Here is a 21,983-nt window from a genome sequence, read left to right on the forward strand (position 1 = left end):
CGTGTGGCCTCGCAGCGCGGACGCGGGCGTTCCGAACCGGACGCGCCGTATTCGTCGATAGCCGGGTTCCGCGATCCGCTGGCCAACTCGCAGCAGCCGGTCAAAGGTGCGGCGCGACGCGCGCAGGCCGCGAAACTGGCCGCCACCGACGATCCCCCGCCGCCGCGCGACAAGGGTGCGGCGCGCAGGGCGCAGGCCGAGAAAATGGGCTTCGCCGAAGATTCCCCGCAACGCGAACCCAGCACCAGAGGTCGTCGTATTCGGCGGTTGCTCCTGGCGTTGTTCGTGCTGTTCGTGTGTGTGCCCGCGCTGTTGTTCGTGGCGGTGTACTGGAGTTCGGAGATCCCCGAACCGGCGGAGGTCGCGGTCGAACAGCCCGCCACCGTGCTGGCGTCCGACGGCACCACCGTCCTGACGAAATTCATTCCGCCGCAAGGCAATCGGATCCCGATCCCGCTCACCGATGTGCCGTACCCGGTGCGCGACGCCGTGCTGGCCGCCGAGGACCGCACCTTTTATACCAACGCCGGCTACTCCACCAGCGGCTTCCTGCGCGCCGCCCGCGACAACCTGACCGGCCAGGACAACGCCGGCGGCGGGTCCACGATCACCCAGCAGTACGTGAAGAACGCCTTCCTCAGCTCCGAACGCACCGTCACCAGGAAGATGCGCGAGCTGATCATCGCGGCGAAGATGGCGCGGCAGTGGAGCAAGGACGAGATCCTGTCCGCGTACCTGAACACCATCTACTTCGGGCGCGGGGCCTACGGGATCGCGTCCGCGGCCAAGGCCTATTTCGGCAAGCCGGTGCCGGAACTGACGCTGGCCGAAGGCGCGGTGTTGGCGGCGGTGATCCGCTCGCCCTCGGTGCTGGATCCGGAGAACCATTTCGATCAGCTGCGGGCGCGCTGGCAGTACGTGATCGACGGGATGGTCGAGATGAACGTGCTCGCGCCGGGCGACCGTGACGCGACGGTATTTCCGCCGATCATCCCGCTCGACGAGGTGGTCGAGGAAGCGGTCGCGCTCGGGCCGGAGGGGCACATTCGCACCCAGGTGCTGCGTGAGTTACGTGCGGCGGGTCTGGACGATGCCGACATCAACACTGGCGCACTGCAAATCGTCACAACTATCGACGCCGCCGCGCAGAATGGCGCGGTCAACTCTGTGCGCGAACGACTTTCGTGGCAGCCACCCCAACTGCGGTCGGCGGTGGTGTCGATCGATCCGCGCAACGGGGCGGTGCGCGCCTACTACGGCGGCGAGGACGGGACCGGCTTCGATTTCGCGCAGGCGCCACTCCAAACAGGTTCCGCGTTCAAGGTTTTCGCGTTGGTCGCCGCGCAACGGCAGGGCATTCCGGTCACGCGGGCGATGGACAGTTCGCCGATCACCGACCGCGGCACCACCATCACCAACGTCGAAGGCGAATCCTGTGGGCGCTGTTCGCTGGCCGAAGCACTCAAACGCTCACTGAACACCAGCTTCTACCGGCTGACCATGACCATGGCCGACGGGCCGCGGTCGATCGCCGAGGCCGCGCACCTGGCCGGCATCCCCGAATACATTCCGGGTGTGGAGGGCATGAGCCTGACCGAGCCCGACGGGTACCCGCTCAACGGGATCGTGCTCGGGCAGTATCTGGTGCGGCCCATCGACATGGCCTCGGCCTATGCGACGCTGGCGGCCTCGGGGATCTACCACCAGCCGTACTTCGTGCAGAAGGTGATGACCGGCGACGGGCGGGTGCTGATCGATCGCGGCGCCGAAACCAGTGTGGGCAGGCCACTTTCGGAACCCGAGCGGCGCATCACCGCCGCGATCGCCGATGCCACCACGTCGGCGATGCTGCCGATCGCCGACTACTCCAACGGGCACGGGTTGGCCGACGGCAGACCGTCGGCGGCCAAGTCGGGCACCACGCAGCTCGGGGAGAGCAAGGACAACAAGGACGCGTGGATGGTCGGGTTCACGCCGTCGCTGTCGACCGCGGTGTGGGTGGGCACCGAACACCCGCAGCCGTTGCGCACCGGACGCGGTGGGCCCATCTGGGGGTCGGGGCTGCCCGCCGACATCTGGAAGCAGACGATGGACAGCGCGCTGATGGGCAGTCCGGTCGAACAGTTCGACGTGCCGCCGCTGCCCACTCCCCCGCCGCTGATCCCGTCGCCGGGCACCAGGCGGCCACCGGGCGGGTTCGACATTCTCAATCCGCCGACCAACTCGCCGCGCAACCCGCCGCCGCTGATCATCATCCCGCCCGCGCCGACCCCGGCCGTACCCGGCGAATTGTTCCCGGGCCTGGGCGGTGAAGGGCCGCGATAGATCACGAGTTGGCGCAGCGTGGCCCGACTACCCTGCGGACATGGCAACATCGTTGCCCAGAGCACGGACCCGGCAGGGGATCCACCGATCCCGGCGCCGAACCGGTCGCACCGATGCGGGAAGATGTGCGGTCGGACCGAGCGACGAGACTAGACATAGGGGCTACGCAGGTGGATTTCAATGTCGTTGACCGTCCCGAGACGCTGATCGCGGGCACGGTGCTCCGCAGTCCCGCGCTCGCGGTGGAGGGGCCGCGCCGGGCCAAGGTGGTCGAGGCGTGGCAACACCTGCGGGCGCGGACGTTACCGGGGCCGGTCGCGACGGGTTATGTCGATTTCGCGCCGGAGATCAACTCCTACCTCACCCACATCGTCGGCTACGAGTGCAAAACGCTGGCCGACCTGCAGCCCGGCGACGTGCTGGGTCGGATACCGGCGGGACGGTACGCGCGGTTCGTGGCCAGCGGCGATGACCGCGGCGACACCATCGTGGGGCTGTGGCGCCGGATCTGGGACGCCGAAGCCTCCGGTGAATTCGTGCGCGCCTATACCGGCGACTGCGAGCAGTATCCCGACGAGCGCACCGTCGAGATCTTCGTGTCGCTGACCGAGGAGAAGGACGCCTGATGGCCGTGGATTTCGATATCGTCACCCTCGAAGACGGCCTGATCGCGGGCCTGACCGTGCCCCTGACCGGCCGCGAAGTGACCGCACGCGACCTGGACCTGGTGAACTTCACCTGGGACCGCTACCTGTCCCGCGAGAAATCGGTGCCGCGCTCGGCCGCCTACATCGGCCAGAACGATCACGCCGTGGCGGTGCTGGGCTACGAGGTCACCGGCCTGGAAGATGTCGACGAGGGCGATGTCCTCACCCGCATCCCCGCTGGCCGCTACGCCAAATTCGTAGTCTCCGACAAGCCGTACGACCTGCTGCGCACCGCATGGGCCCAGGTGATCAAAGCCGAGAACGCGGGCACCATCACCCGCTCCCACACCGCCGAACTGGAGCGCTACACCGGCCCCACCTCGGTCGAGGTCTACGTCTCTCTCGACTGAGACAAAAAGAGCCGGTGGGCACGAAAGTTCGTGCGCACCGGCTCTTTTCGTTCAGTGATTAATCGGCACCGATGATGAACGCCTCGAGCTGCGTGCGCGCGACATCGTCGGCGATCTGCTCGGGCGGGGACTTCATCAGGTAGGCCGAGGCCGGGATGACCGGTCCGCCGATGCCACGGTCCTTGGCGATCTTCGCCGCGCGCACCGCGTCGATGATGATGCCGGCCGAGTTCGGCGAATCCCACACCTCGAGCTTGTACTCCAGGCTGATCGGGGCGTCACCGAAGGCGCGACCCTCGAGGCGGACGTAGGCCCACTTGCGGTCGTCGAGCCACTCCACGTAGTCCGAGGGACCGATGTGGACGTTGCGGTCGTGGACCTTGCCGGCCAGCGAACCGGTGAGGTTCGAGGTGACGGCCTGGGTCTTGGAGACCTTCTTGGACTCGAGGCGATCGCGCTCGAGCATGTTCTTGAAGTCCATGTTGCCGCCGACATTGAGCTGGTAGGTGCGGTCAAGCACCACGCCGCGGTCTTCGAACAGTTTGGCCATCACGCGGTGGGTGATGGTCGCGCCGACCTGGGACTTGATGTCGTCGCCGACGATCGGGACACCGGCGTCGGTGAACTTCTTCGCCCAGACCGGGTCCGACGCGATGAACACCGGCAGCGCGTTGACGAACGCGACATCGGCGTCGATCGCGCACTGCGCGTAGAACTTGTCGGCCTCTTCCGAACCCACGGGCAGGTAGGAGACCAGCACGTCGACCTTGGCATCCTTGAGCGCCTTGACCACGTCCACGGCCGGAGCTTCGGACTGCTCGATGGTCATCGCGTAGTACTTGCCGATGCCGTCCAGGGTCGGGCCACGCAGGACCGTCACGCCGGTGGGCGGCACATCGGAGATCTTGATGGTGTTGTTCTCGCTGGCGAAGATGGCCTCGGCCAGGTCGAAGCCGACCTTCTTCGCGTCGACATCGAACGCGGCCACGAACTTCACGTCACGCACGTGGTAGGTACCGAACTTCACGTGCATGAGGCCGGGGACGACCGCGTTCTCGTCGGCGTCCTGGTAGTACTGCACGCCCTGCACGAGCGACGATGCGCAGTTGCCCACACCGACGATCGCTACGCGGACTTCGCCGGATCCAACCTTGTTGTCATCACTCATGGCCGCTGCTTCCCTCTTTCTGTGGTGCCGCCTTCGTTGATTGCTCCGCCGCAATCAACTCGTTGAGCCAGCGCACTTCGCGCTCGCTTGATTCCAATCCGAGCTGGTGGAGCTGCTTGGTGTAGCGATCCAGAGACCCGCTGGCCTTCTTGATCGCTTCCCGCAGGCCCTCTCGGCGCTCCTCGACCTGACGCCGCCTGCCTTCCAGAATCCGCATTCTCGCCTCGGCGGGAGTGCGACTGAAGAAGGCCAGGTGAACGCCGAAGCCGTCATCGGTGTAGTTCTGCGGACCGGTGTCGGCAAGGAGTTCGGAGAACCGTTCCCGGCCGACCGGTGTGAGCCGGTAGACGCGGCGCGCACGACGCGCGAGCGCGCCGTCCGGAAGCTCCTCGGCGATCAACCCGTCGGACTGCATCCTGCGCAGCGTCGGGTAGAGCGAACCGTAGGAGAAGGCCCGGAACGCTCCGAGCAGGCCCGTCAACCGCTTGCGCAGCTCGTAACCGTGCATGGGCGCGTCGAGGAGCAGGCCGAGAATCGCCAATTCGAGCATGCCGACCTCACTCCCTGACTATGACGACCTGACAGGCCGAACGGACCTAACCGTGGATGCGAGTTCCCACTATATCGGAGCGATACATCTGTGGATAGGCAGATCACACAACAAGCGGCGCGAGGATGGCGCAGATCACTGACGGCGACCAAGGCACCGGCAACGGAAATCAATCCCCGCTACTCTGGTGATCGTGCGAATTCAGCGGCAGGTGGTGGACTATGCGCTCCGGCGCAGGTCACTGCTGGCCGATGTCTCCGCGGGGCGGGTCGGTGTCGCGGAAGTGTGCGACGCCAATCCCTATCTGCTCAAGGCCGCGAAATTTCACGGCCGGGGCAGTGAGGTGACCTGCCCGATCTGTCGAAAAGAGCAGCTGACGTTGGTTTCCTGGGTGTTCGGCGACGGGCTGGGCCAAGCGGCCGGGTCGGCGCGCACACCCGAGGAATTGACGCGGATGGCAGAGTCGAACGAAGAGTTCTCGGTGCACGTGGTCGAGGTCTGTCGTTCGTGCAGCTGGAACCATCTGGTGCAGTCCTACGTACTCGGCACAGCGCCGGCACCGGCTTCGCGACGAACCAGTTCACGAGTCCGGCGCTCTGCTGCCGAGTGAAGAAGTGCTCGCACAAGTGATGGTGGCCACCGCGTGCTGCGCCACTGTTCGGGGTGCACCTCATCCGCGCCGGTTCTCCGGCGCGGATGTCATGTGCGGCGTTGAACCTTACAAGTTATGGAGATCTGGTCAGTGAGTTCGCCCTACGAATCCTCCCCCCACGGCGATGATCCGCGCGGCGGCCGTCCGGCACGCGGCGCACAGCCGGGTCTCCCCCCACAGTCGGGTGATCGACGCGGTGGTCCGCCGCCGCGGCTGCCGGGCAATGGCGGTCCGCAGGGCGGGCCCGTGCAGGGTGGTCGGCCGCAGGGTGGTCCGGTGCCCGGTGGGCGTGGTCCGCAGGGGCCGCCGCCCGGGCGTGGGCAGGCCCCGCCGCCGGGTGGGGTGCCGCCGCGTCGACCTGGTCCGCCGCCACAGCGTCCGGGTGCGCCGCAGGGTGGGCCCGTGCAGGGCAGGCCGCCGCAGGGCAGGCCCGGTCAGCCGGGTCGTCCGGTGCCGCCGCCCGCTGCCGATGCCACTCAGAAACTTCCGCGTCCCGGTAGCCCCGAGGAGCCGACCGTGCGCTCGGGTGATCGAACCGTGCGCGCAGGTGGTGCGGCTGCTGCCGCGCGTGCCGGTGCGGCTCGTCGTCCCGGCGGTCCTGTCTCCGGTGAACGTCGCGCGACCGCGGGTGGTCCGACCACCGGCGAACGTCGCGCGTCCGCTGCGGGTGGTCCGCTCGCGGGCGAACGTCGTGGCACCGGTCCGGGTCGCCCCGGCGGGCCCCCGCCGAGTGGCCCACGTAACCGTCGCGACGGTGGCGGGGGCGACGATGGCTCCGGTAGTGATGGTGCGGTGAAGAAATCGCCGTGGCGACTTGTTCGCCGGACCGTCTACGTCCTGATGGCACTGGCCATCGTGGTGCCCAGCGCCGTGTTCCTGGTCGCCTACACCGCGGTGTCGGTGCCCAAGCCCGGTGATCTGCAGACCAACCAGGTCGCGACGATCTTCGCCGCCGACGGCACCACCGAGATCAGCAAAGTCGTTCCGCCGCAAGGCAACCGCACCGAGGTGTCGATCGATCAGATCCCGCCGCACGTGCGCAACGCGGTGATCGCCGCCGAGGACCGCGACTTCTACACCAACCCCGGCTTCTCGGTGTCGGGCTTCGCCCGGGCCGCGCGCGACAACATCCTCGGCAAGGAAAGCGCCGGTGGTGGTTCCACGATCACCCAGCAGTACGTGAAGAACGCGCTGGTCGGCGACGAACGGTCGATGACCCGCAAGATGCACGAGCTGGTGATCTCGGCGAAGATGGCGCGGCAGTGGAGCAAAGAAGACATCCTCGCCGCCTACCTCAACACCATCTACTTCGGTCGTGGCGCGTACGGCATCGACGCCGCCGCCAAGGCGTACTTCGGCAAGCCGGTGCAGGAACTGACCGTGTCCGAGGGCGCGGTGCTGGCCGCCACGATTCAGCTGCCGTCGCTGCTGGACCCGGAGAAGAACCCCGACGGCGCGCGGTCGCGCTGGAACTACGTGCTCGACGGCATGGTCGCGGAGAACAACCTGCCCGCCACCGAACGCGCGTCGATGCAGTACCCGCAGGTGGTCACGCTGGAATCGCTGGGCGAGAAGGCCGGTGACAGCGGGCCGGAGGGTCTGGTGAAGAACCAGGTGCTCAAGGAGCTGTCCGAAGCGGGCATCAGCGAGCAGCAGCTCAACACCGAGGGCCTGCAGATCACCACCACCATCGACAAGAAGGCGCAGGACGCCGCGATCAAGGCCGCGCAGGGCAAGCTGGAGGGTGAGCCCGAGAACCTGCGCACCGCGGTGGTGTCCATCGACCCGCGCAGCGGTGCGGTGCGTGCCTACTACGGCGGCGCCGACGGGCAGGGCTACGACTTCGCCAATGCCGGTCTGCCGACCGGTTCTTCGTTCAAGGCGATCGGTCTGGCCGCCAATCTCGAACAGGGCGTTCCGCTTTCGCAGCTGTACGACAGCTCGCCGATCACCGTCAACGGCATTCAGATCGGCAATGTCGAGGGCGAGGGTTGCGGCATGTGCACCATCGCCGAGGCGATGAAGCGCTCGCTGAACACCAGCTTCTACCGGATGCAGCTGGACATGCAGAACGGTCCGCAGAAGATCGCCGACATGGGCCACAAGCTCGGCATCGCCAAGGAACTGCCCGGCATCGGCCCCACGCTGACCGAGCCCGGCGGCGTGGGCCCCAACAACGGCATCGTGCTCGGCCAGTACCAGTCGCGCCCGCTGGATATGGCCTCGGCCTACGCCACGTTCGCGGCGTCGGGTGTCTATCACGCACCGCATTTCGTGCAGCGCGTGGTCACGGCCAAGGGTGAGGTGCTGCTCGACCGCGGCGAGCCCGCCGGTGAACAGCGCATCAGCGCGGCCGTGGCCGACAACGTCACCGCGGCGATGAAGCCGATCGCGGCCTACTCGCGCAACCACAACCTCGCGGGCGGCCGGGAGTCCGCGGCCAAGACCGGCACTCACCAGCTCGGCGACACCGGCAACAACCGCGACGCCTGGATGGTCGGGTACACCCCGTCGCTGTCGACCGCGGTGTGGATCGGTACCGAGCAGGGCGAGGCGATCAAGAACTACGGCGGCAGCATCATCTACGGTTCCGGACTGCCGTCCGATATCTGGAAGTCGGCGATGGACGGCGCGCTGTCGGGCACGCCGAACGAGTCGTTCCCCAAGCCCGCCCCGATCAAGGGCCAGGCCGGTGTGCCGGAGTGGTCGGCGCCGTACACCGCGCCCGAGACCACCGCGCCGGTGCTCGTGCCGCCGGTGATCGTGCCTTCGGAAGTGGAGATCCTGCCCGGCGTCCGGATTCCGGTGCCCGGCATCCAGCAGCCCGCCGTGCCGCAGTCGCAGCAGGCTCCCGAGACCGGTGCGGGGCCGCTGCCGGGCCAGCCGACGGCGGGACCGGGCACACCGGGCAACGGCAACGGCGGCACCCCCAGACCGGGCGGTGGCGCCACCGGCAACGACGACGAGAGCAGCGGCGCGGGAACCACACCGACCCGATCCCGGTAGCCACCGGTAGCCTCGGATGTCGTGACCGATCAGCAACTCACGGAATCCCCGGCGACCAGCAGTATCAGGCCGGGCCGTGGGGTGGGGTATGTGGCGCCTGCCCCACTGGCACCGGACCTGCGGTCGATCGACGCCCGCGACCTGCCAAGCCGCAACGACTCGCTGACCGCGCAGCTGTCCACCGTGATCGGCGGCCCGGTCGGCGAGCACGCGCTGATCGGGCGGGTGCGGTTCTGGACGCCGCTGCGGGTGCTATTCGCGTTCACGGTGATCTTCCTGGCGCTGGGCTGGACCGCCAAGGCCGGCTGCATCCAACAGACCGACGACGGCAACGGCGGGCTGACACTGGACTGGAACAACGGCCGCCAATACGTGGCCATGTGCTACTCCGACACGGTGCCGCTGTACGGCGCCGAACGGCTCAACGAGGGCGCGTTCCCGTACAAGAAGTCCTGGACCGAATCCACGCCCGACGGCGGCACCGAGACCAGATACATGGAGTATCCGGTACTTTCGGGGCTGTACCAGTACGTGGCGATGCAGATCGGCAATGTGTGGGACCACCTGCCGTTGCCGGGTGCGATGTCGGTGGTGGTGTATTTCAATGTGGTGGCGCTGGGTCTGTGCGTCGGGTGGTTGATCACGGTGTGGGCAACCTCGCGATTAGCCGGGCGGCGGGTGTGGGATGCGGCGTTGGTCGCGGTGTCGCCGTTGGTGATCGTGCACATGTTCACCAACTTCGATGCTCTCGCAACGGCTTTCGCGGCCACCGGGTTGTTGGCGTGGGCTCGGCGTAAGCCGGTGCTGGCGGGGGTGCTGCTGGGCTTGGGTGGGGCGGCGAAGTTGTATCCGCTGTTGCTGCTGGGTCCGATTGTGGTGCTGTGCTTGCGGATTTCGCCCGCGGGGCTGCGGTTGCGCGATATCGACAGTGTCGAGGCTGCGCGGACCTGGTTACGTGGGACGCCTTTAGGTGCGGCTACGTTGGCCGTGGTCGCCGCGTTGGGGACGTGGGCGGCGGTGAACCTGCCGATCGCCGCGCTGTACCCGGAAGGGTGGCGAGAGTTCTTCCGGCTCAACACCACTCGGCACGCGGACCCCGATTCGATCTACAACGTGATCACCTCGTTCACCGGGTGGGCCGGGTTCGACGGGTCGATCGGACACGGTGAACCGCCGACCATTCTCAACGCGGTGTCGTTGCTGGCCTTCCTCGCCGCCTGCCTGGGCATCGCCTATCTGGCGCTCACGGCGCCGCGTCGCCCCCGGCTGACCCAGCTCTGTTTCCTGGTGGTGGCGGCGTTCCTGCTCACCAACAAGGTGTGGAGTCCGCAGTACTCGCTATGGTTGGTGCCGCTGGCAGTACTCGCATTGCCGCATCGGCGAATTCTGTTGGCGTGGATGACTATTGACGCGCTGGTGTGGGTGCCTCGGATGTACTACTACCTCGGCGAGGACAACAAGGGGCTGCCCGAGCAGTGGTTCACCGGGACCGTTGTGCTGCGCGACCTGGCGGTGCTGGGGTTGTGCGCGCTGATCGTTTACGAGATCCTGCGCCCGCAAGATGATCTGGTGCGACGCGACTTCGTCGACGACCCCGCCGGCGGCATTCTGGATCGCGCTCCCGATCCGCTGCTGCCGTGGCTGCCGCAGTTCCTGCGGCCGAAGGAGGCCAGGGTCAGTTCGCGGCCCGCGTGCGTGCCGGACTGATGCCGCCTTACATGCGCAGGTAGCGGGCCTGTAGTTCGGGTTCGGCGGGGAGCATGTCCAGGTCGAGTTCCCAGGCGTTGCCGGTCCAGGGGTCGAACAGGGGGGTGCCGGGCATGGTGGGTAGGTGGCGGCAGGATTGGGCCAGTAGGTCTACCGGGCCGTCGCCGGAATCGCCGGTGCCGCTGCCGACGATGAGTAGGGACAGGCCGATCAGGTCGCCGCGGACCATCAGTTGGCCTAGGCGGATCACGTCGCTGGCCTGGTAGCCGTGGGGGAAGTCGGCGGCGACCAGGATGCGGTGTTCGGTCGGTGGGACGGCTTGTCCACTGTTGTAAGCGATTTCGGCCAGTTCGGCGGCGTGGGACAGTGCGCCCAGGCGGGCGGAGATGTCGCCGTGGTCGGTGATCACCGGGCCCGCCAGCAGCGGGGTCAAGGGGGTGGCGATGGCGCGTAGGCCGCCGGTGAGGTCGATCAGGTCGACCCTGGTCGGCTTGTCGGGGATGGCGGCGACCAGGCGGGCAACCAGTGCGCCGACCACGCGCGAGGCCGCGGCGGAGGATTCGGTGTCGACCCACAGTGGCCGATTCAGCGGTACCGGAACGCAATACGGCACACGAAGGCCGCCGCGGTCCATGGCGTGCAGCTCGCCGAGACGGATGCCGTCGCTGCGGGCGGCGCGGGCGGTCCAGGCGGGGGCCAGCCAGGAAGCCAACGCGGCGGGCATGACGGCGTCGGCTTCGGCGATCTCGTGGCCTAGGTGGTCACTGTCGCGGCGGTGGTCGGCGTCGGCCACGGCTACCAGTTCGTCGTGGCGGCGCTGGGCGGCGGCGCGGGCCGCGTCGGCGGCGGGGGTGTTGCGGGTGGCCGGGTTCGACACCGCTTCGGACAGTTCTTGATCCAGGCGTTTGGTCGCGTAGTCGCGCGCGGAGACCAGCGCGGCGGCGGAGCGGGCGGCGTCTTCGAAGATCATCCACATGCGCTGCAGGCCGTGGTCGACTTCCAGTGGTGCGCCCGATGCGGGAACGGGTCGCGCGACCGTCTCCGTGGGTGCGCTCGCCGGCGCCAGTGGTGCGGGCTGCCATGCCTGTGCCGGAACAGGTTCGGGGGCGGTGACGCCGTGCGTGGTCAGCAGCTGTGTCGCCCCGCCCGCGTAGCCCTGGCCCAGTGCGCGCAACTTCCAGCCGCCGTTGCGGCGGTACACCTCGAGGCAGATCAGCGCGCTCTCACCCGCGGTCGGCGCGATCACGAATTCTGCTGTGGCCCTGCCGTTTTCGAACAGTGATGCGGTGACGGCGGGAAGTGTTCTGCCCGCCGTCACGAACAACAGCACAGCGTGCGCGTCCGAACGCACCTGCGACAGCGTCAGATCCACCGCGGCGCCGGCGAAACTCACCCCCGGCGCCGCGGGTCGCGACGCGCACACGTGATCGTGCACGTCGCGAACCCGCAGATCCTCGCCGACCACCAGCGCCGCCAGTTCGACGGTGCCGGTGGTCTGCGCGGTGAAGCGCACGGAATCAGCGGTCAGAGCAGTGTTCTGCCCGGCCTTCAGGTGAATCACGGTGTCTGCCCTGCTCTGTCGCGCGTTCGGAGTGTGGTGCCTTGTTCAGTTGCCGCCGAGGAACCGGCCCAGCTGCGGCACCGCTTCGCCGGGATGCTTGGCGTTGAAACCCTCGCCCAGCGCCTGCATCTTCCAGTCACCGCCCACCCGGTAGACCTTCGCCATCGCCATCGCGGTGAACGGCATACCGCCCGCGAGGGTGTAGCGGGCCAGTTCGGCGTTGGTGGTGCCGTCGATCAGGCGGCTGAACGCGTTCTGCACCTGTTCGAAGGAATGGCCCTTGTACGAGGTGACGATGAACAGCAGCGTGGTGATGTGCGCGGGGATCCGGGTCAGGTCGACCAGGATCATCTCGTCGTCGCCGTCGCCTTCGCCGGTGAGGTTGTCACCCTGGTGGCGCACGGAACCGTCCTTCGACGACAGCTGGCCGTAGTAGGCCACGTCGACGAGGTTCTGGTCGGCGAACAGGCAGACCGAGGCGTCCAGGTCGATGTCGACGGTGCGGTTGCCGAACATGCCGCGCGTGCGCACCGGGTCCCAGCCCAGGCCCATCTTCACGAAGGTCAGCGCGGCGCCGCCCTCCTTGCGCAGCGTGACGCGCTGGCCCTTCTGCAGGCTGACCGGGCGATCCTTGCTCAGGCTGATCTCACCGGCGGGCTGCGGCGGCGCGGGCGGCGCGTAGCCGGGCGCGCCCTGGGCGGCCGGATAGGCCGGTCCGGGCGGCGGTGGCGGGTACCCACCGGCGGGCTGTGGCGGCGGCGGGTAGCCACCGAAGGCGGGCGCGGGCGGCGGGTAGTTCGGCGCGGGCGGCGGCGGGGGCGGCGGAGCCTGCTGCGGGGCGGCGGCCTGGGCGGGCGAATCATCCACCTGCACACCGTGATCGGTGACCAGCGCGGCGAAACCACCCGCGTAACCCTGACCGACCGCACGCACCTTCCAGCTGCCCTGACGGCGGTACAGCTCGAGCGCGATCACGATCGACTCGGTGGTCAGGCCCTCGATCGTGTAGCTGAACAGCTGATTGCCCGACGCGTCGGACACGATCGCCGTCGGCGGGGCGAAACGGCCGAAATTGCTGGTCGCGTCGTCGAGGGTGATCACCGCGCGGATCTGATCGATATCGGCAGGCACCGCCGACAACGACACCGCAAGCGACGCAGGCTGACCCGCGGGCCCGGGGCGCAAATCGACACCCGGACCGCTCGGCTGGTTGTAGAAGACGAAATCAGCGTCGGTGCGGACCTTGCCCTGCTCGGTCACGAGCAGCGCGGAAAGGTCGGCCGGGGCGGTGACCTGGAGCGAGATCACCACGTCACTGACGGCCAACGGGCCGTTCTGGCCCTTGGCGAGTGTTGCAGACAAGTTCGACCCTTCGCTTGTCGTTGTTGGTGTCGATGAGACTCGCCTGTCACTCTACGAGAAAGCGGGCCGGTGCGTCCGGGCTCTGTGACGGGAGCACAGATCGGACTACGTCGCGCGCACATTGTTTCGGTGCCGCGGGCGCGGTTTCGCCTGATCGGTTACAGCGCATCCGGAATCTCAGATGGTTTCGGATGCCGCCCTTCTCGGACGTCCCTCAGCTCACGCCACAGCAGTGACGCAAACCTCGGTTCCTGCGTCTACCAGGACGGTTTCACCAACATTGGAATGTCGGTCAGCGCCTTCCTGTCGGCGGGCATTGGTAACCCGGCCTCCTGCTGGGAGGTCCGGGGATCGTGACAAGTCTTTGTTCAAGGTGGGCCAGTGGGCGAGGTTGACCGCCGCGTTCAGGTCCCGGTCGGCCCGGTGCCCGCATCTGCACACGAACACTCGATCCGCCAACGACAACCCTGGTGTGATCGCTCCGCACGCCGAGCAGCGTTTACTCGACGGGAACCAGCGGTCAGCGACCGCGACTTCGCCGCCTCGCCACGCCTGCTTGTAAGTGAGCAAGCGGGCGAAATCCGACCACCCCACATCGGCGATCGCGCGCGCGAGACGGGGATTGCCCAGCATGCCCGCTACATTCAGGTCCTCGATCACGAGCCGGTCGTGGGTTTTGACCAACTGGTTTGCGGCCTGATGCAGACAGTGGCGACGAATATTCCGGACCCGGTGATGGTGTCGGGTCAACCGTGCCGCTGCCTGTTGATGATGGGCCGAGCCTCGCTGTTTGCGAGAAACCGCCTTCGCAAGGCGTCGTTGCCGAACCAGTCCAGCAGCTAAGGGTTTCGGGGCCTGGACGCGAGCGACTTCGGTGCCGTCGGTGGTGGCCGCGACTAGGAACGCGATCAACCCGCGATCCACACCTACCCAACCACCCTCACCGCGTTCACTGGGACGGTGATGGTGGGCGGGGTGCAGGTCGGCGGCTTGCACTGTCAGCCCGATCCACCACCGGCCCGCCCGTAGGGTGACCGTGGCCTGGACGATTTTCGCGCGGCCTCCTGCGATCATTCGCCGTAACCTGCGGGTGTCGTCGCGGACTGCGATGGTGCCTAGCCCGGGCAGGGTCACTGACCGTACGTGGACACTGTCCCCGACTCGGATTGCCGACCGCCCGTTCTTGGCATGCGTGTTGCGCAGTCGGAACGCCGGGACAGCCTTGTTCTTCTTCTTGAACCGGGGAAACCCGACCCGTTTACCAGCGCGTTTGCCGGTGCGGAAGTCAGTAAACGCGGCCAGCCCGCGTGCGCAGTCCACGGCGGCTTCTTCGAAGACCTGCTGATGAATCTGGCCACGCCAAGCCAACCCGGTCACTACGATTTCGGCGGTACCGGCGGAATCGACCGTGAACAGCCTGCCAGCGGCCTCGGTCTTCTTCCACGCGTTGAACGCGTTGATCAGGTCGAACCGGGTCCACGGAACCCGCACGTCGGGATGATTGTTGCGTTGCGTTAGTGCGATTTTCACCATGCCGAGACATTGGTTGAACGCGAAACGAGCCGCCCCGGCATGTCGGGTGAGCACGCCGGACTGGTCGACTGTGGGGTCGAGGCAGTAGCGGAATGTGGTGTGGCGGCTCATCATTGGCCATACTAGTCATAGCCGAGCAGCGTTGATAATGACTTAGGTCACATCCACTAGGTTGAGCCTGGTGCTCGGATGCGCTGTTAGGGTGGCGTCGCAGTCGCAACCGGCGGACATCCGCCCACGCAGAGGAGCCACACACCTGATGGCGCAATTGTTCGAGAAGTCCAAGAAGGTGATCGAGGCGCACCTCGCGGGGACCAGTATCCGCGCGATCTCCGGCTCGATGGTGGCCTACGAAGGCAACGTGCAGTTCAAATCGGCCGGGTTCGGCGGCGGCGAGGGCGTGCTCAACGGGCTCAAACGCCGCGCCACCGGCGAGAAGCTGTCGCTGATGGAATGCAACGGCAACGGCAAGGTGTTCTTCGCGGTCAACGGCCAGAACGTGACCGTGGTGGACCTGAACAACGACACCCTGCAGGTCGAGTCGCAGCAGTTGCTGGCCTTCGCGGGCAACCTGCGCACCGATGTGCGGTTCGCCGGTGTGGGCGGAATGTCTGCCGGCAGTGGCCTTTTCACCACCACGGTCAGCGGGCAGGGTCAGGTGGCGCTGCTGTCGGCCGGTGGGCCGCTGATCCACCTCGAGGTGTCCCCGCAGTTTCCGCTGATCGTGGATCCTGACGCGTTCGTCGCCTCGCGCGGCAACCTCAATCAGTCGTTCATCACCGATGTCTCGTGGCGCACGGCGGTCGGACAGGATGCGGGCGAAGCCTTTTCGCTGCGGTTCGACGGCCAGGGCGTGGTGTTGATCCAGCCGGCGGAACGGTAAGGGCGGGCGATGTTCGAAACTGTCAACAGCAAGGTCGTCAAGGTCGATGTCGGGCAGGCGGGCGGGGTTGTCGCGCGCTCGGGCGCGATGCTGTTCTACACCGGCCAGGTGGCGTTCGCGCCGCACCAGATCCCCGGCGGCGGTGGGGGAATGGGCGGCGGTGGGCTGATGCGGATGGCCGGATCGATGATGGCCGGTGAGCACCAGCGGACGATGCTCGCGCGCGGAAACGGTGTTGTCCATTACGGATTCGCCGGACTGGAAGTGCACGTGGTGCACATGCAGCCGGGTGCGGTGATGCGCGTGGAGGCTTCGCGGTTGCTCGCGCAAACGGCCGGATTGCAGGCTTCCGTTGTGTCCGTTGCCAGTTCGGGTGGCGGGGGTGGCGGTGGTGGCGGGCTGATGGGTGCGCTGCGCGGTGCCGCGGCGGGTGTCGCGACCGGCACCGGCATGTTCACCACGCAGCTCAGCGGTCAGGGTTCGGCGGTGCTGCTCGCGCACGGTGGTTTCCTGGAACTGCCTGTGGGAGGCGCGAATCCGATCGTGGTCGACCCGCAGGCGTTCGTCGCCGCGTACGGCAATGTGCAGACCGAACTGAAGTCGGCGATGGGGTGGCGCGACGCAGTGGGTCGCGGTGCGGGCGAGGCGATGCAATTGCATTGTCACGGACAGGGTGTGGTGTACGTGCAGGCCTCCGAAGAGAAGTTGTGAACCGATGAGCGACATCCTGTCCCCGAACAATCTCGGGCCGAGCGACAACATTCCGGGCAACAGCTACGCCTACTGCATCGACCTGACCGGGCCCTGGTTCATGCGCAAGGGCGCGATGATCGCCTACTACGGGCAGATCGAGTTCCAGATGCTCACGCACGGGCTGCAGGGCAACCTCATGCACATGGTGAGCAGCCAGTTCTCCGCGCCGCTGTTCGCCGGCGAGTACGTGGTGGCGCAGGGGCACGGGAAGCTGATCATCGGCGACCGCGGATACGACATCAACTCCTTCGACCTCGAAGACGGCAACCTCACCATTCGTGGGGCGAACCTGCTGGCCTTCGAACCGGGGCTGGCGTTGAAGCAGTCGATCGTGCCGGGGTTCCTCACACTGATCGGGACCGGGAAGTTCCTCGCGTCGTCGAACGGGCCGGTGATGTTCGCCGAACCGCCGCTGCGAGTGGACCCGGAATCGCTGGTCGGATGGGCTGATTGCCCGTCGCCTTCGCACCACTACGACCAGGGGTGGATCGGCAGTTTCCTGGCGGCAGGGGCAGCCCGGATGGGTGCCAATTCCGGTGAGGAGCGGCAGTTCGACTTCACCGGTGCGGGGACTGTGCTGATCCAGTCGACCGAGAAGATCATGAGTGACAATGCGCTGGTGCGCACCATCGAGGGGCAGTTGCAAAGTGGTGTCACTGTTGGTGGGCTGCAGCGGATTCAGGGTGTGATCGCGCAGCAGTTGGCTGGTCAGCAGCAGCACTACTGATCGCGCCGGAACCCGGGTGCCGTTGGTGCACCCGGGTTTTCGCGTGTCAGGCCGGTTCTGTGACCGGCACCGCGGCGTGGAACCAGTCGAGGATTTCCTCGCCTGCCAGGATGCCGGTGGCGGTGGTGATCGTGAGGTTGGGCGCGGTGAAGTTCAGGTCGTGCAGTTCACCGTGGGCCGGGCGGATCGCGGCGTCGGCTGCTTTCAGCATTTCGGCGTCGAGAGCGCCGTCGCCTGCGGTGAACAGTGTTGCGGTGCTGGCTAATTCGCCTGCGTCTGTCAGCCTTGTGCGGACTTCGCCTACGGCGAGACTCTTACAGACCGCGTCGGGCATCGTGTAGATCTTGCGGCCCTGTTGGGACGCGGACCAGCCGTTGGCGCGGCACCAGGTGTCCCATTCGGCGAGGAAGCCCGAGGGGACCTCGTCGGGGCGGACCACCAGGTAGCAGAACAGTTCGTCGGCCTCGCGGTACTTGGTGACCCAGGAATCGTCGATGCGCGAACGCAATTCGGCGCCGACATCGGCCAGGGTGGCACCGCTGGCGCGGACCTGGTCGTCGATGGCGAGGCGCCAGGCCGGATCGGGGATGCCGTCGACGAGGATGTTGCCGCCGTTGCTGGTGATGGCGTACTTCCACGGGGCGCCGGGCAGGGCGATGCGCTGGAACTGCTCGATGGTGCGGGTGGTCGTCGGGATCACCGGGGCGAGCGCGGCCAGCTCGCGCAGGCGGGCGAGCGCGGTGGTGGTCATGTACGACAGGGGTTCACCCTCGTAGTACTCCACGCACTCCTTCTCCACAGCCTCGGCGCCACCGAAGCCGTTGCGGGAGAAGATCATTGTTCTGTCGAGATCGGTAGCGAATAACGCCTCGGCGGTCACCGGGAAAGCTCCTTGATCAGGCCCATGCAGGAGTAGGCCAGGTCGGGAACCACTTCCACCGGGACATTGCGCGCCGCGGCGAGCAGGCGGATGTGGGCGTGCTCGGGGGCATCCGCCTCGCGAACCAGCACCCGCCACGGTACTCGGCGCAACAGCACGCGAGTGGTCTCGCCGACGCCCGGTTTCACGAAATTGACTGTGCTGATGTCGTATTCGGCGCGCACCTTCTCCACCGACGCCCAACCGGACCAGTCCGGGGTGCGGTCGGAGTTCTGGATCTGCGCTACCTCGACGGGGACCTTGTCGCCGATCTTCTCGAAAGCTGCTGCGACGGTGTCGATCAGCTTGTTCGACACGTCGACGTCGATCAGGTCGCGGTAGAACTTGGCGCCGTGGAATTCGCCGGGGCCGATCAGGGTGTCGTTGAGGACTGTTCGCGAAACCAGGCCGGAGACAGTGGAATTCAGGCAGGCGGAGGCGATGAGGAAGTCGTCGCGGGTGCCGTAGGTGCGCACACAGTTGGCCGGGTCGGCCAGCACTACGAGCTCGTCGTTGAACCTGGCGCCGCCTGCCGCGTGGTAGGCGTCCAGGGCGGCGGTGAGTTCGTGGGTGATCGCGCCCTTGCCGGTCCAGCCGTCGACGAACACGATCGAGGACGGATCGTGGTGGTGGGCAAGGTAATCCAGGGCTACGGCGTCGATGCCGCGGTCGCGCACGATCGAGACGGCGTAGTGCGGGACGTGCAGCTTCGCGCGGCCGATCCCGCTGGCGAGCCAGCGGCGCATGAGCACGCCGATGGGGGTGCCCGCCCTGGCCAGGGAGACCAGCACGATGTTCTCGCCGCGTTCGGCGACCACGAGTTCGGCCACGGTCGCCACTGCCAGTGCCAGGCGTTCGGCGCTGTCAGCGAGGACGCGGTCGAACAGCTCGCGATATTCGGCGTCGGGCTGGAACTCCACCGGGAGTGATTCGGCGTAGTGGGCCTCGCCGGCCTGGATGCGCTGCTCGCGTTCGGTCACGTCGGCTTCGAGATCGGCGTCGGAGAGATCCTTGAGCAACCACGAAACATCTTCGGGCGCATAGGAACCGAACTCGGGGCCGTGCAGGGCTGCCGGGAGTCGGATGTCGCCTGAATCGCCGCGGCCGGGGGTGTCGGTTTCCGCTACCCCTGCGGAGTCGCCGTGGGCCACCGTCGGTGCTACCGATTCGGCGGTGCGGGCGGCGTGTAATGCACGGGGGTCCGCGCCGGGCACTACGGCGATCAGCACATCGGCACCCGATGCGGTGAGTACGTCGACCAGTCCGCCGGGGGCGACGAGTTCGGGGGTGTCGGCGGGGGGATCGATGACGACCAGCAGGACCGGGTCGGCGTCGGGCCACTGCGCGTTGTAGAGGTAGCGGGCGGCGGTGGGGTCGGGCTCCGGGGCGGTGAAGCGGAAGCCTCGGCGCAGGGGGTAGCCGGGTTCGTCGAGGACGTATGCCGGTGAGCGGGTGGTGGTTTGGAAGCGGGCGGGGGTGCCTGCGTCGGCGAGGTCGGCGGCTAGGCGCACGGGCAGGTACATGAGTTCTTCGTGGCCGATGACGATCACGGGGCGGCCCGCGAACTCGACGTCGAGACGTGCGCTCACCTCGTTGGCGATCGACTTCACCGCGATATCGAAGGGCGCGTTGTCCGAACGCAGGGTGCCGTGGCGACCGCCCTCGGGAACGTCTGCGGGCCAATTCAATTCGATGCGATCGTACGAACCCGGCTGGGGCGCTACCGGATTCAGCTGCGGGTCCGGTAGGGCAGTAACGGTACCGATCAGACCGGCGGGCAGGTCGGTGCGGCCCGAGGCCAGGCAGACCGTGTCGATGCGTGCGCCGAGTTCGGCTGCGGCAGCTTCGAATTTGATTCGATCGGCGGGGGTTCGCATGTCCACCAGGGAGGCCAGGACGTAGTGCGAGCGGGGCGCGAAGGCGTGCAGGGCGCGCACGGCGTCGATGGCGGTGTCGCCGGTGGAGATCTCGTCGTCGACCAGCACCAGCGGCAGGTCGTTGGCGAAGATCGCGGCGGGCGCGGGCTGCAGCAGGTGGGAAGTGGCGTGTGAGTGGCCCTCTTCGAAACCGGTCAGCGTGGTGGCGCGCGGCTCGTGGCGGCGGGTGGAGTGCAGGTAGACGCCCGCGTCGATGCGCGCGGCCACACAGTGACCCAAACCTGTTGCGGTCTCGGCGAATCCGAGCACGACGGCTTCCTGATCGCCGAGCACCTCGCGCACGAGATCGGCGAGTCGGTTACCCGCACCGATCACCACGCGCGGGTCGGTCGGCAGGTGCTTGCCCAACACCGTGGACACCAGCAGATGGGCCCGGCGCGGATTGCGACGCAGACCCGGCTGCACCAGCTCACCGATCGAAAGTTGGCCCGTCAGAACACTTTCAGCGGACAGCACCGAGAACCCGCCGTCGACGAAGGCGCCCTCAGTCGCCGTCACGTCCGCATTGGACGTCGGGGCGACCACCGCAGCCAGCAAGTCACCCTCGGCCGAGCGTGCACCGAAGGACTCACCGTGATGCAGCTCGATGCCCAGATTCACCGTCGCCCAAGGCTTTACGAACGCATTCATTCGGCGATCATCGCTGTCAGCAAATCCACGAAGGACACTCCCTTGTTCGCGACCCCGAACGCACGAGCCCGAACCAGCGTCTGGCGGGCCCAACTGCGGTGCGGGCGCATCTCGTTCATCTTGTTGCGGTATTCCGAGGCGGCCACGCCACCGACATCGGCGGACAGGATGTCCAGCGCGTCGGCGTACTCCTCGTGCGTGACCACCTGCAGCGCGTGCACCACCGGCACGTGCGACGGGTGGATCACCGTTTTGCCCTGGATGCCGTTGGCGCGGTCGAGGGTGATCTCGCGCAGCAGACCGTCCAGGTCGCGGCTGACCAGGTACTGGCGGAACTTCACCGCGTCGGATTCCTCGAACGGCGCGCTGCGCAGTTGCGGGCGGAACATCCGCTCGTGGTCGGCGAAGTACTCCCAGACCGGGCCGGTGATGATGAAACCGGTGCCGTCCACGCGGCCGAGGTAGTTGACGATGTCGGCGATCACGTCGGCGATCACTCGCACGTCGTAGATCGTGAGGTCACGGTCGCGGCGGATGCCGAACGTGGAGCACATGTCGGTGGCGCCGATGCGCACGGCCAGCACGTGTTCGCGGCGGGCGGCGAGCATGTCGGCGATGCGCGACAACTGCTCGTCGCGGGTCTGCCGGTGCACCAGGTTCGCCGATTCCAGCACCGGCATCGCGTAGACGGGACGGCCGAGCACGCGGTTCGCGTCGTCGAGCGCGTCGAGGTAGGCGGGGCCGGTGTCGGCGTCGAACTTGGGGAACACGAAGCCGGTGAGCACGTCGGCGCCGGGGCCCAGCGCTGCGACCAGCTCGGCGACCGAGGCGGCGTCGCGCACCCGGATGAACAGCAGCGGGTTGGCGTCGTCGCTGCGCGCGAGCAGGTCCAGGGCGGCCACCGCGTGCTGCTTGGCGGCTTCGACCTGGTGATCGGCGACGGCGTCCTCGAGGTCGATCACCATCGAGCAGACCCCGCGCGCGGCGCGTCGGCGGATGGTCTCGGTGAGATCGGGGCGGGTCGCGGGCACGTACAGCGTGGCGCCCAGCGCGGTGGCCAGCAGCTCACGGTCGAGGTGTCCCTGGATGGGTTCGGGCTCGACCAGGAACAGCTCCCGGCTGCGCGGACCCTGTAGCTGTTGAAAATGACGCAACGGTGTCTGCTTGCGCATACACACTTGCGTCGCGACGGCGTAGCCCGCGGTCATTGCCC

General features: G+C 67.4%; 17 protein-coding genes. 9 read left to right on the top strand and 8 right to left on the bottom strand.

Translation table 11 applies throughout. The annotated features are described in order from the left end of the window. Nucleotides 1-204: 204 nt before the first annotated feature. The 3 genes from ACFWVD_RS24925 to ACFWVD_RS24935 all read left to right on the top strand — a co-directional run bounded on the left by ACFWVD_RS24925 (nt 205) and on the right by ACFWVD_RS24935 (nt 3,382). Complete coding sequence (locus ACFWVD_RS24925) at nt 205-2,325, top strand: transglycosylase domain-containing protein (protein ID WP_379246762.1); 2,121 nt, start codon at nt 205-207, stop codon at nt 2,323-2,325. 170 nt (nt 2,326-2,495) lie between these two features. Further along, complete coding sequence (locus tag ACFWVD_RS24930; RefSeq protein ID WP_379246688.1) at nt 2,496-2,951, top strand: GyrI-like domain-containing protein; 456 nt, start codon at nt 2,496-2,498, stop codon at nt 2,949-2,951. Next, nucleotides 2,951-3,382: a GyrI-like domain-containing protein gene (locus ACFWVD_RS24935; RefSeq protein WP_379246690.1), complete on the top strand. Its 432-nt coding sequence runs from the start codon at nt 2,951-2,953 to the stop codon at nt 3,380-3,382. Before ACFWVD_RS24930 ends, ACFWVD_RS24935 begins: the two co-directional genes overlap by 1 nt. A gap of 58 nt (nt 3,383-3,440) precedes the next feature. On the opposite strand, the gene ACFWVD_RS24940 is transcribed toward ACFWVD_RS24935, so the two are convergent. Then, nucleotides 3,441-4,550 carry an inositol-3-phosphate synthase gene (locus tag ACFWVD_RS24940; RefSeq protein WP_379246692.1) on the bottom strand — a complete coding sequence of 370 codons (1,110 nt, stop codon included), beginning with the start codon at nt 4,548-4,550 and terminating at the stop codon, nt 3,441-3,443. Continuing rightward, on the bottom strand, nt 4,543-5,100 hold the full coding sequence (locus ACFWVD_RS24945; protein ID WP_379246694.1) for a PadR family transcriptional regulator: 558 nt from the start codon (nt 5,098-5,100) through the stop codon (nt 4,543-4,545). The genes ACFWVD_RS24940 and ACFWVD_RS24945 overlap by 8 nt, the downstream gene beginning before the upstream one ends. A 187-nt stretch (nt 5,101-5,287) precedes the next feature. On the opposite strand from ACFWVD_RS24945, the gene ACFWVD_RS24950 reads away from it, so the two are divergent. From ACFWVD_RS24950 to ACFWVD_RS24960, 3 genes are all read left to right on the top strand, one after another. Next, entirely contained in the window at nt 5,288-5,710 is a 423-nt protein-coding gene (locus ACFWVD_RS24950) for a DUF5318 domain-containing protein (RefSeq protein ID WP_379246696.1), read from the top strand. Nucleotides 5,711-6,592: 882 nt separating this feature from the next. After that, nucleotides 6,593-8,758 (top strand): transglycosylase domain-containing protein, encoded by a 2,166-nt coding sequence (locus ACFWVD_RS24955; RefSeq protein WP_379246764.1) that lies wholly within the window; start codon nt 6,593-6,595, stop codon nt 8,756-8,758. An 81-nt stretch (nt 8,759-8,839) separates the two neighbouring features. Next, on the top strand, nt 8,840-10,465 hold the full coding sequence (locus ACFWVD_RS24960; RefSeq protein WP_379246766.1) for a glycosyltransferase family 87 protein: 1,626 nt from the start codon (nt 8,840-8,842) through the stop codon (nt 10,463-10,465). A 7-nt stretch (nt 10,466-10,472) separates the two neighbouring features. Here ACFWVD_RS24960 and ACFWVD_RS24965 read toward each other — a convergent pair whose 3' ends face one another. From ACFWVD_RS24965 to ACFWVD_RS24975, 3 genes are all read right to left on the bottom strand, one after another. Next, the gene (locus ACFWVD_RS24965) at nt 10,473-12,026 is read right to left on the bottom strand and encodes a TerD family protein (protein WP_379246698.1); all 1,554 of its coding nucleotides are present in this window, start codon (nt 12,024-12,026) and stop codon (nt 10,473-10,475) included. 45 nt (nt 12,027-12,071) lie between these two features. Continuing rightward, nucleotides 12,072-13,388 carry a TerD family protein gene (locus tag ACFWVD_RS24970; protein ID WP_379246700.1) on the bottom strand — a complete coding sequence of 439 codons (1,317 nt, stop codon included), beginning with the start codon at nt 13,386-13,388 and terminating at the stop codon, nt 12,072-12,074. Nucleotides 13,389-13,607: 219 nt separating this feature from the next. Then, a complete protein-coding gene (locus ACFWVD_RS24975; protein ID WP_379246702.1) occupies nt 13,608-15,035 on the bottom strand; it encodes an RNA-guided endonuclease TnpB family protein in 1,428 nt (475 codons plus the stop codon). A 145-nt stretch (nt 15,036-15,180) separates the two neighbouring features. Here ACFWVD_RS24975 and ACFWVD_RS24980 point away from each other — a divergent pair, with 145 nt between their 5' ends. From ACFWVD_RS24980 to ACFWVD_RS24990, 3 genes are read left to right on the top strand one after another with little or no spacing between them, the layout of a single operon-like run. Next, nucleotides 15,181-15,804: an AIM24 family protein gene (locus ACFWVD_RS24980; protein WP_379246704.1), complete on the top strand. Its 624-nt coding sequence runs from the start codon at nt 15,181-15,183 to the stop codon at nt 15,802-15,804. 9 nt (nt 15,805-15,813) lie between these two features. Next, nucleotides 15,814-16,515 (top strand): AIM24 family protein, encoded by a 702-nt coding sequence (locus tag ACFWVD_RS24985; protein WP_379246706.1) that lies wholly within the window; start codon nt 15,814-15,816, stop codon nt 16,513-16,515. 4 nt (nt 16,516-16,519) lie between these two features. Beyond that, nucleotides 16,520-17,284, top strand: a complete 765-nt coding sequence (locus tag ACFWVD_RS24990) for an AIM24 family protein (protein ID WP_379246708.1) — start codon at nt 16,520-16,522, stop codon at nt 17,282-17,284. A gap of 46 nt (nt 17,285-17,330) precedes the next feature. On the opposite strand, the gene ACFWVD_RS24995 is transcribed toward ACFWVD_RS24990, so the two are convergent. Genes ACFWVD_RS24995 through ACFWVD_RS25005 form a run of 3 tightly spaced genes read right to left on the bottom strand, consistent with a single transcriptional unit; the run spans nt 17,331 to nt 21,978 of the window. Continuing rightward, nucleotides 17,331-18,122 carry an HAD family hydrolase gene (locus tag ACFWVD_RS24995; protein WP_379246768.1) on the bottom strand — a complete coding sequence of 264 codons (792 nt, stop codon included), beginning with the start codon at nt 18,120-18,122 and terminating at the stop codon, nt 17,331-17,333. Between the two features lie 38 nt (nt 18,123-18,160). Beyond that, nucleotides 18,161-20,770 carry a phosphoribosyltransferase gene (locus tag ACFWVD_RS25000; protein WP_379246710.1) on the bottom strand — a complete coding sequence of 870 codons (2,610 nt, stop codon included), beginning with the start codon at nt 20,768-20,770 and terminating at the stop codon, nt 18,161-18,163. Further along, nucleotides 20,767-21,978, bottom strand: a complete 1,212-nt coding sequence (locus tag ACFWVD_RS25005; protein WP_379246712.1) for an HpcH/HpaI aldolase/citrate lyase family protein — start codon at nt 21,976-21,978, stop codon at nt 20,767-20,769. The genes ACFWVD_RS25000 and ACFWVD_RS25005 overlap by 4 nt, the downstream gene beginning before the upstream one ends. Between the last annotated feature and the right edge of the window lie 5 nt (nt 21,979-21,983).

Source organism: Nocardia sp. NPDC058666 (genome assembly GCF_042714895.1).
In the GTDB taxonomy this organism is placed as follows: domain Bacteria; phylum Actinomycetota; class Actinomycetes; order Mycobacteriales; family Mycobacteriaceae; genus Nocardia.